The organism is Pseudorhodoplanes sp., from assembly GCF_035565855.1.
GTDB lineage: Bacteria > Pseudomonadota > Alphaproteobacteria > Rhizobiales > Xanthobacteraceae > Pseudorhodoplanes.
The window spans coordinates 1-8,926 of the sequence record NZ_DATMRX010000064.1 but is presented as its reverse complement, the minus strand read 5'-3'; the positions used below and the strand labels follow the sequence as shown (position 1 = coordinate 8,926).

Below are 8,926 nucleotides of genomic sequence, written 5' to 3'. Positions count from 1 at the left end.
GGGCATCGTGCAGGGCACCTACGAGACCTTCGTCGAGGTCGGACGCCGGCACTATAACGGCGATCTCTCGGGCCGCTGGATTCTCACCGCGGGATTGGGCGGCATGGGCGGCGCGCAGCCGCTCGCCGCGACGATGGCGGGCGCGTCGATGCTCGCGATCGAATGTCAGCCGTCGCGCATCGAAATGCGGCTGCGCACCGGCTATGTCGACTTGCAGGCGAAAGATCTCGACGAAGCGCTGACCATCATCGAGCGGGCCGGCAAGGACAGGAAGGCCGTGTCTGTCGCCGTGCACGGCAATGCCGCCGAGATATATCCCGAACTGGTGCGGCGCGGCGTGCGGCCCGATGCCGTCACCGACCAGACGTCGGCGCATGATCCGATCAACGGCTATCTTCCGGCCGGCTGGACGCTCGCCGAGTGGGAGGAGAAGCGCGAGCGCGATCCGAAAGCGGTCGAGAAGGCGGCGAAGGAAAGCATGGCCGTGCATGTGCGCGCGATGCTCGACTTCCACAAACGGGGCATCCCGACGCTCGATTATGGCAACAACATCCGCCAGCGCGCCTATGACATGGGCGTGAAGGATGCATTCGATTTTCCGGGTTTCGTGCCGGCTTACATCCGGCCGCTGTTCTGCCGCGGCGTCGGACCGTTCCGCTGGGCGGCGCTTTCGGGCGATCCGGAGGATATCTATCGCACCGACGAGAAGGTGAAGGAGCTGATGCCGAACGACAGGCATCTGCATCACTGGCTCGACATGGCGCGCCAGCGCATCCATTTCCAGGGCCTCCCGGCGCGCATCTGCTGGGTCGGCTTGGGCGACCGCCATCGCATCGGCCTTGCCTTCAACGAGATGGTGGCGAAGGGCGAACTGAAGGCGCCGGTCGTGATCGGGCGCGATCATCTCGATTCCGGATCGGTCGCATCCCCCAATCGCGAGACCGAAGCGATGAAGGACGGCTCGGACGCGGTGTCGGACTGGCCGCTGCTCAATGCGCTGCTCAATTGCGCGAGCGGCGCGACCTGGGTGTCGATCCATCACGGCGGCGGCGTCGGCATCGGCTATTCGCAGCATGCCGGCATGGTCATCGTCTGCGACGGCACGCCGGAAGCCGCCAGGCGCATCGAGCGCGTGCTCTGGAACGATCCGGGCACCGGCGTCATGCGCCATGCCGATGCGGGTTACGAAGAGGCGGTCGACTGGGCAAAGAAGCAGGGACTGAAGCTGCCGAGCCTTGCGTGAGTCTCTTCCCTCTCCGGAGGGTGGCGAACCGCTTCCGCGGTGGGCCCGGTGAGGGTCATTTTTTGCACGCAGCGATCTGACCGCTACTTCTCCCTCCCCCCGCGAAGCGGTGGGGAGGGAGAAGAAGTGAAGCAGCCAACGCTCCGCCGGCCCTGTTGTTTGGCGGGCGCGGGCTCGCCCGTAACGCGGGTCGCATTCCTGTTCCCTTGCAAGGTGCAAGGGCGCGCGGAACGCCGGGCTTTCAGCCAGCCCATGGCCCCATGCGCGATATGTGAAAGCGCATGAGATGGTAGTCACCACGGACCGCCGATTGCGTCGGCGTTCCGCGCGCGGTGTTTGAGGCTTGCTCTGCGACAACCCCGGAGGAGCGACGCCCTGGCACGGGCGGCCAACTTCTTATCCTCCGCTGGTGAGTCCAGGCACTGGACCCGGATCATCGCAGCTTGGGCCTCCGCTGCGATGCTGCGTCCCAGCACCCACAACGGCCACCGCTCCCCGCCCCGCGTCTTGTGACGCTCATGAGACGTCCCTTGCTCGGGACGGGATATCGGAATAAAATCCTAATATTTGGCGTTTGTCAAGCGCGATCCGGCGTCGCTCTGGCCGCCGCCCGATCCGCCGCTTAGTCTGCATGCGCAAACACGAGGCGATTCCTGTGACTGACGACCTGCCTGCCCGCTATCCCGAAGCGACACCCGAGCGCACCGCGACCATTGCCGGTGTGCCGATCACCATCGCCGCGATGTTCGCGATTGCGATGATCATCCTCGCGCTGATCGGCGCAGGAGCGACGCTCGCGAATGTGAGCTGGTCGGAGTCGTACTGGCTCTGGCTGGTCCCGGTCTTCGGCGTGATCTGCACGGCCGCGGCCTTCATGCGCACCGGCACGCTGGATCGCACAGTGATCCGCCAGGTGCTGCACTGGCTCGCGGTCGGGATCGCGATCGCAATCGACTTTAATTTCTTCCGCAGGAGCGGCGAACAGACCTCGATCACGACGAGTCTCAGTTCGATGCTGCTGCTCGCGCTGGGCTGCCTCCTTGCCGGCATTCACCTCGAATGGAGCTTTGCACTCGTCGGAATCCTGCTGCTGGCCACCGCCTACACCGTCGCCGTGGCGCAGGAATATATGGCGATCGTGATCATCCTCGGATTGCTGCTGATCGCCGTCGTGCTGATCGGGCAGCATCTCGTGCGCAAGTGGATGCGGTAGGGCCTTATCCCTCCCCCCGCGGAGCGGTGGGGAGGGATAAGAGGCTCAATGCGCTTCGGCGGCCAGCACAGCCTCGGCGCGGATTTCCTCGGTGAGCCGCGCCTTCAATTCGGAAAATTCCGGTGAGGTCTTGATGGTGTAGTGCCGCGGATGCGGCAGCGTCACCTGGAGATCGGCCTTGATGCGGCCGGGCCGCGCGCTCATCACCAGGACGCGCGAGGCGAGGAAGATCGATTCCTCGATGTCATGCGTGACGAACAGCACGGTCTTGCGCTCGCGCTCCCAGATGCCGAGCAACAGTTCCTGCATCAGCGCGCGCGTCTGGTTGTCGAGCGCGCCGAACGGCTCGTCCAGCAGGAGGATTTCCGGCCCGTTGGCGAGCGCCCGTGCGATCGCGGTGCGCTGCTGCATCCCGCCGGACAGCTGCTTCGGATAATGCCGCGCGAAGCTCTGCAAGCCAACGCGCTCCAGCCATTGCGCGACGATGGTGTTGCGCTCGGCGACCGGCACGCCCTTCTCGCGAAGACCGAAGCCGACGTTTTCCGCGACCGTCAGCCACGGAAACAGCGTGTAGGACTGGAACACCATGCCGCGATCGGGCCCCGGCCGCGTGACCTTCTTGCCATCGAGCAGGATCTGCCCGGTGGTCGGCGTATCGAGGCCGGCGACGAGACGCAGCAGCGTCGATTTTCCGCAGCCGGACGGCCCGAGGATGGTGACGAAATCGTTGTCGGCGACGTCGAGATTGGTCGGCTCGAGCGCACGCGTCGGCGGCCCGCCATGCAGGCCGGGGAAGACGCGCGACACATTCTCGATGCGCAGCTTGGTCATCGAGCGCCCCGCTCTCCTCTTATCCCTCCCCCGCAAGCGGGGGAGGGATAAGAGAGCGCCGTTGCCCTGTTTGCGCGCGACGCGATCCGCGATGTCACCGTCATATCTGGCTCCATGGGAAGAGCTTGCGGTTCGCCGCCTTGAACAGATAGTCCGAGATCAGGCCGATGATGCCGATGATGATGATGCCGAAGATCATCTGGCCGGTCGCGAGCAGCGCCTGGCTGTCGATGATCATGTGGCCGATGCCGGACGATGAGCCGATCAGCTCGGCGACGATGACATAGGTCCAGGCCCATCCGAGAACGAGACGCAGAATCTCCGCGATGTCGGGCGCCGAGGACGGGATCAGCACCCGCCCGAGGATGCCGCGGTCGCGCGCGCCGAGCGTCAGCGCCGCCTCGACAAGATCGCGCCGCGTGCTCGCCACGCTGACCGCGACCATGAGGATGATCTGGAACACCGAACCGATGAAGATGACGAGCAGCTTCTGCAATTCGCCGATGCCGGCCCACAGGATCAGGAGCGGAATGAACGCGGAAGCCGGCAGGTAGCGCGCGAAAGACACGAAGGGTTCGAGAAAAGCTTCGATCGGCTTGTAGGCGCCCATCAGGATGCCGAGCGGCACCGCGACGATCGCCGCCAGCGTGAAGCCGCCGACCACGCGCCAGATGGTGACGCCGATATCGAACGAGAAATTATGCTTGGTCAGGAGGTACCAGCCGTCCTGCACCATGGTGACGGGGCTCGCGAGAAAGGTCGCGGAGACATAACCGCCCAGGGTCGCAAGCGCCCATCCCGCAAGGAACAGGACGAAAAAAGCGACGCCAAGCAGCGCGCGCGCGGTGTTCGATATGGGCTGAAGCGGTCTCATGCGATCCCGTCATTCCGGGGCGCGCCGGATGGCGCGGACCCGGAATCCAGAGACAAATGTGCGAGGAACCGGATTCCGGGATCGCCTGCTTTCGCAGGCGGCCCGGAATGACCAATCACTGCACGAAACGCGGATCGGCGAGCTTGGACAGATCCGGGATCTGCTTGATCACACCGATTTCGAGGAGGAGGTCGGCGGCTTCCTTGGAGAATTGCGCATGCTCGCCCGAGAAGAACTTCTTGTTCGCCGCCTGATCCTGCCAGCGCAGATATTTCGCCGAATTGCCGAACTGCTCGCCGGTCTGCTTCACGTCGGCGCCCATGATCTCGTAGGCCTTCTTCGGGTCCTTCTCGATCATTTCCACCGCCTCGAAATAGCTCTTGGCCAGCGCCTTCACCGCCCCCTCATTCTCGGCGATGAATTTCGGCGTGCAGCCGAAGGTGTCCATGATCATCGGATAGTCGAGCGTCGTGGCGATGATCTTGCCGGCCTCGGGCTTGGCACGGACCGCCGACAGATACGGCTCGTAAGTCATCGCGGCATCGTTCTGGCCGGCGATGAAGGCCTGCGCGGCGGGCCCCGGCTCCATGTTGACGACCTTGACGTCCTTCACCGAGAGGCCGTTCTTCTTCAGGAACCAGGCCAGCGTGAAATAGGGCGCGGTGCCGGGCGCGGAGGCCGCAACGGTCTTGCCCTTGATGTCCTTGATCGACTTGACGTCGTTGCGCACGACCATGCCGTCGGCGCCGTAGGACTTGTCGAGCTGGAACAGCTGCGTGGTCGGCACGCCGTTGGCGTTCCAGACAATCCAGGTTTCGACCGTGGTCGCGGCGCACTGGACGTCACCCGAGGCGATGGCGAGGTGGCGGCTCGCCTGGGGGATCTTCTTGATGGTGACGTCGAGGCCATTTTTCGCGAAGATGCCGGCCTCCTTGGCGAGCGTCAGCGGGGCGAAACCGGTCCATCCGGAGATACCGATGCTGACCTTGGTCTGGGCGGATGCCGGGGCGGCCAGCAAGGCGAGGCCGGCGGCGGCCAGGACAACTTTGAATTTCATAGAACCCTCCGGTTGGATGATGAGCCGAGACCCGGCTTTGCGGCCATGGCACCACGCCGCCGAACCCAGAGTCAATTATGCAAAAAACAGCATGCTGGAGGCCCGGCCGGGCCAAGTCCGAGATTGTGCGTTGCGCGCATATCCCCGATATTGCGCGCCCGCCGGCCCGCGCCCGTGGTGAATGAGGCGGCAGGCATTGCACAAGGATCGAACCGGCAGAGGATCGGTCGACGGGAAGGAAACGGAATGAGCGATCGCAGGCTGAACCCGATCTCCGACGCAGAGCTGGAGCGCCGCTGGGCCGCGTCCCGGGCGATGATGCGCGAACAGGGCCTCGATGCGCTGGTCATGCAGAACAACAATGACTGGCTCGGCGGCTATGTGAAGTGGTTCACCGATTTCCCCGCCTATAATGGCTATCCGCGCACCGTGATCTTCCATCTGAACGATGCGATGACGGTGATCGACATGGGGCCGGCCGGCGACCGCCGCGGTTTCGAGGGCCGCCACAAGATCCATCGCGGGGTCGGCGACCTGATCACGACACCGGCCTTTACCTCGGTCGCCTATACCGACGGCTATCAGGGCGAACTCGCGCTCGGCGAGCTGAAGCGGCGCGGCTATAAGCGGATCGGCATGCTGGGGCGCGGCGCCCTGCCTTATCGCTTCGTGACGCAGATCGAGCAGGGGCTCGCCGGCACCACCGAGATCGTCGATGCGACCGACGCGATCGACGCCATCAAGGCGATCAAGAGCGAGGAGGAGATGATCCTCATCCGCCGCTGCGCCGAGATGCAGGACGAGATTTTCGCGAGGGTCTGCCGGAAGATCAAACCCGGAATGCGGGACAACGACGTCACCGCGCTCGCGCAATATGAAGGCCGGCTGCTCGGCTCCGAACAGGGCCTGTTCCTCGGCTCGTCAGCCCCGCTCGGCGAGCCGGCGAGTTTCGTCGACCGCTATCTGCAGGGCCGCATCCTGCAGCAGGGCGAACATTTCGCGCTGCTGATCGAGAATGCGGGACCCGGCGGCATGTATACCGAGATCGCGCGCACCATGGTGTTCGGAAAGGCCACCAACGAACTGCTCGACGGCTTCGAGAGCGTGAAAGAAGCGCAGGCCTATACCTTGTCGAAGATCAAGCCGGGGGTCCCGGCGCGCGACATTGCCGCGGCGCATGACGCCTTCATGGCGGCGCGCGGCGTCGGCCCCGAGAAGCGGCTTTATGCCCATGGCCAGGGCTACGATCTGGTCGAGCGGCCGCTGATCCGCGAGGACGAAACCATGACCATCGAAGCCGGCATGAATCTCGCCGTGCATCCGGGCTACGAGACCGCTTCGCAATGGGCGGTGATCTGCGACAATTATCTCGTTGGTCCGGACGGACCGGGCGAATGCCTGCACAAGACGCCGAAGCAGATCTTCGAACTCTGAGATTGGCCGTGCGTCGCTTGCCGCAGAACGGCTTGCGGCCATTGCGCCAAGCGGTTTGACTTCGCCGCGATGCGCTGGCTACATCGACGGCAACGAGAATGTTTGTATCGCGATGCGATACACAGAGCGCGCTGCGCCTGACGACGCTTTGAGGACACGCAACGGGAATGAAGCCGGACATTCTGTATTTCGGACACTTTCCCGATGCGACCGTCGCCGAACTGCACCGGCGCTACAATGTGCATCATTATTTCAATCAGCCGCGGCCCGAGGACATTCCGGACGCGCTTGCATCCCGCATCCGCGGCGTCGCGACCGAAGCCAATCGCGGGCTGAGCCGCGCGGTCCTCGACCGGCTGCCCAATCTGGAAGCGGTGTCGGTGTTCGGCGTCGGCCTCGATCTGGTCGATGTGAAGGCGATCCAGGAACGCGGCCTGCCGCTCGGCAACACGCCGGACATCATCGGCCCCGAAGTCGCCGACCTCGCGATCGGGCTGATGCTCGCGTCCGCGCGCCAGATCATCTTTGCCGATCACTATGCGCGGTCCGGCGACTGGGCAAAGAAAGGGCCGATCCCGTTCGGCCGCAGCGTTGCGAACAAGACCTGTGGCGTCATCGGGCTCGGCGGCATCGGCCGCGCCATCGCCGACCGCGCCGTCGCCTTCCGCATGACCGTCCTCTACAACGCGACCCGCGAGAAGAAGGACGTGCCTTACGAATATGTCGGCGATGTCGTGGAGCTGGCGCGGCGCAGCGATTATCTGATGGTCGCCTGCAAGGGCGGCCCGGAAACCCGGCACCTTGTCTCGCGCGCGGTGATCGATGCGCTCGGACCGGCTGGCACCCTGATCAATGTGGCGCGCGGTACGGTCGTCGACGAAGAGGCGCTGATCGACGCATTGGCCAACAAGCGGCTCGGCTGGGCGGCGCTCGACGTGTTCGAGAAGGAACCCGATTTCGACAAGCGGCTGCTCGATTTTCCGAACGTGATCGTGCAGCCGCATCACGGCACCGCGGCCCTCGAGACGCGGGTCGCGATGGGTGAGCTGATGATCGACAATCTCGCGGCGGGCCTGGAAAAGCGTCCGCTGAAGACGCCGGTGAAGGCCTAGCGTCGCGAGCGGCGCATCGCGCGATTTTTCTTCCGCCGTCTCTCTGAAACGGAGATGGCGCACGACGATGGTACGGCAGGTCGCGGGCTTCTTGCCCGCGCCGTCCCCAATGCCTTCATGCGAGGGCAAAGACCGCAGTCCATGCGGCGCGTCAGCAGGAAGGAAACGACCGCGACCATGACGGATCAGCCGCAGATCGTCGTCGACAAGGTCAGCCACGTTTACCGGCCGCCGAACGGCCGGCCGGTCCTGGCGCTGGAGGACATTTCGCTCGATATCCGGCCGCGTGAATTTCTCGCGCTGCTCGGGCCTTCCGGCTGCGGCAAGTCCACCCTGCTCTATCTGATCGGCGGCTTCATCCCGATCGAGACCGGGACTATTTCCGTCGGCGGCAAGACGGTGACGAAGCCGGGACCCGACCGCGGCATCGTGTTCCAGCATTTCGCGCTGTTTCCGTGGAAGACAGTCCGCGACAACGTGCTCTACGGACTCGAAAAGGCCGGTCTTCCGCGCCCCGAACGCGAGAAGACGGCGCAGCATTTCATCAATCTCGTGGGGCTGACCGGATTCGAGGACAGCTACCCCTCGCAATTATCCGGCGGCATGAAACAGCGCACGGCGCTGGCGCGGACGCTCGCCATCGACCCGGACATTCTGTTGATGGACGAGCCGTTCGGCGCACTCGACGCGCAGACGCGCCATCTGATGCAGATGGAGCTGCTCAACATCTGGCAGAGCCGGCCGAAGACCGTGATCTTCGTCACGCATGACGTGCAGGAGGCGGTCTATCTCGCCGACCGCATCGCGGTGATGTCGGCGCGTCCCGGACGCATCAAGACCATCGTCGACAACAATCTCGACCGCAAGGACCCCAATCTGTTCAAGTCGCAGGCTTTCGCCGAACGCGTCGACGACATCTGGAATCTCGTGCGCGAAGAAGCGATGAAGATGCAGGGCGCGCCCACGTCATGACCGCGGCGTTCCGCTATCTGCCGCTCCTCCTGATCGCGGTAGCCTGGGAGACCGCCTCGCAGCTTCAACTCGTGTCGACCCTGGCCTTGCCGCCGCTGTCGGACGTCGCGGTTGCATGGTGGGATCTGCTCAAGAGCGGCGAACTCGTGACCAACGGCATCGCCTCGCTGTGGCGCGCCGGCGCCGGCCT

Annotated in this window: 8 protein-coding genes and 1 pseudogene; 6 read left to right on the top strand and 3 right to left on the bottom strand. The window is 64.5% G+C overall.

Annotated features, from left to right (window positions below; translation table 11 throughout):
- Positions 1-1,243, top strand: a 1,243-nt coding sequence (gene hutU / locus VN004_RS03725) for a urocanate hydratase (protein ID WP_325607154.1), incomplete at its 5' end; no start/stop codon positions are given.
- 655 nt (positions 1,244-1,898) lie between these two features.
- Positions 1,899-2,456 (top strand): hypothetical protein, encoded by a 558-nt coding sequence (locus tag VN004_RS03720; protein WP_325607152.1) that lies wholly within the window; start codon positions 1,899-1,901, stop codon positions 2,454-2,456.
- Positions 2,457-2,501: 45 nt separating this feature from the next.
- Here VN004_RS03720 and VN004_RS03715 read toward each other — a convergent pair whose 3' ends face one another.
- From VN004_RS03715 to VN004_RS03705, 3 genes are all read right to left on the bottom strand, one after another.
- Entirely contained in the window at positions 2,502-3,287 is a 786-nt protein-coding gene (locus VN004_RS03715; protein WP_325607150.1) for an ABC transporter ATP-binding protein, read from the bottom strand.
- A gap of 100 nt (positions 3,288-3,387) precedes the next feature.
- Positions 3,388-4,161, bottom strand: a complete 774-nt coding sequence (locus VN004_RS03710) for an ABC transporter permease (RefSeq protein WP_325607148.1) — start codon at positions 4,159-4,161, stop codon at positions 3,388-3,390.
- 115 nt (positions 4,162-4,276) lie between these two features.
- On the bottom strand, positions 4,277-5,218 hold the full coding sequence (locus VN004_RS03705) for an ABC transporter substrate-binding protein (protein ID WP_325607146.1): 942 nt from the start codon (positions 5,216-5,218) through the stop codon (positions 4,277-4,279).
- Positions 5,219-5,464: 246 nt separating this feature from the next.
- On the opposite strand from VN004_RS03705, the gene VN004_RS03700 reads away from it, so the two are divergent.
- From VN004_RS03700 to VN004_RS03685, 4 genes and pseudogenes are all read left to right on the top strand, one after another.
- Positions 5,465-6,652 (top strand): M24 family metallopeptidase, encoded by a 1,188-nt coding sequence (locus VN004_RS03700; RefSeq protein ID WP_325607145.1) that lies wholly within the window; start codon positions 5,465-5,467, stop codon positions 6,650-6,652.
- Positions 6,653-6,819: 167 nt separating this feature from the next.
- Positions 6,820-7,764 carry a 2-hydroxyacid dehydrogenase gene (locus VN004_RS03695; protein ID WP_325607143.1) on the top strand — a complete coding sequence of 315 codons (945 nt, stop codon included), beginning with the start codon at positions 6,820-6,822 and terminating at the stop codon, positions 7,762-7,764.
- A 177-nt stretch (positions 7,765-7,941) separates the two neighbouring features.
- A complete protein-coding gene (locus VN004_RS03690) occupies positions 7,942-8,736 on the top strand; it encodes an ABC transporter ATP-binding protein (RefSeq protein ID WP_325607141.1) in 795 nt (264 codons plus the stop codon).
- Positions 8,733-8,926 (top strand): annotated as a pseudogene (locus VN004_RS03685) (ABC transporter permease); the annotation flags it as partial. The gene VN004_RS03690 and the pseudogene VN004_RS03685, both read left to right, overlap by 4 nt.

Excerpts from the sequence above, each read along its gene's own strand:
- VN004_RS03715 (WP_325607150.1), bottom strand. The coding sequence starts at position 3,287 with ATGACCAAGCTGCGCATCGAGAATGTGTCGCGCGTCTTCCCCGGCCTG.
- VN004_RS03710 (WP_325607148.1), bottom strand. The coding sequence starts at position 4,161 with ATGAGACCGCTTCAGCCCATATCGAACACCGCGCGCGCGCTGCTTGGC.
- VN004_RS03705 (WP_325607146.1), bottom strand. The coding sequence starts at position 5,218 with ATGAAATTCAAAGTTGTCCTGGCCGCCGCCGGCCTCGCCTTGCTGGCC.
- VN004_RS03700 (WP_325607145.1), top strand. The coding sequence starts at position 5,465 with ATGAGCGATCGCAGGCTGAACCCGATCTCCGACGCAGAGCTGGAGCGC.
- VN004_RS03695 (WP_325607143.1), top strand. The coding sequence starts at position 6,820 with ATGAAGCCGGACATTCTGTATTTCGGACACTTTCCCGATGCGACCGTC.
- VN004_RS03690 (WP_325607141.1), top strand. The coding sequence starts at position 7,942 with ATGACGGATCAGCCGCAGATCGTCGTCGACAAGGTCAGCCACGTTTAC.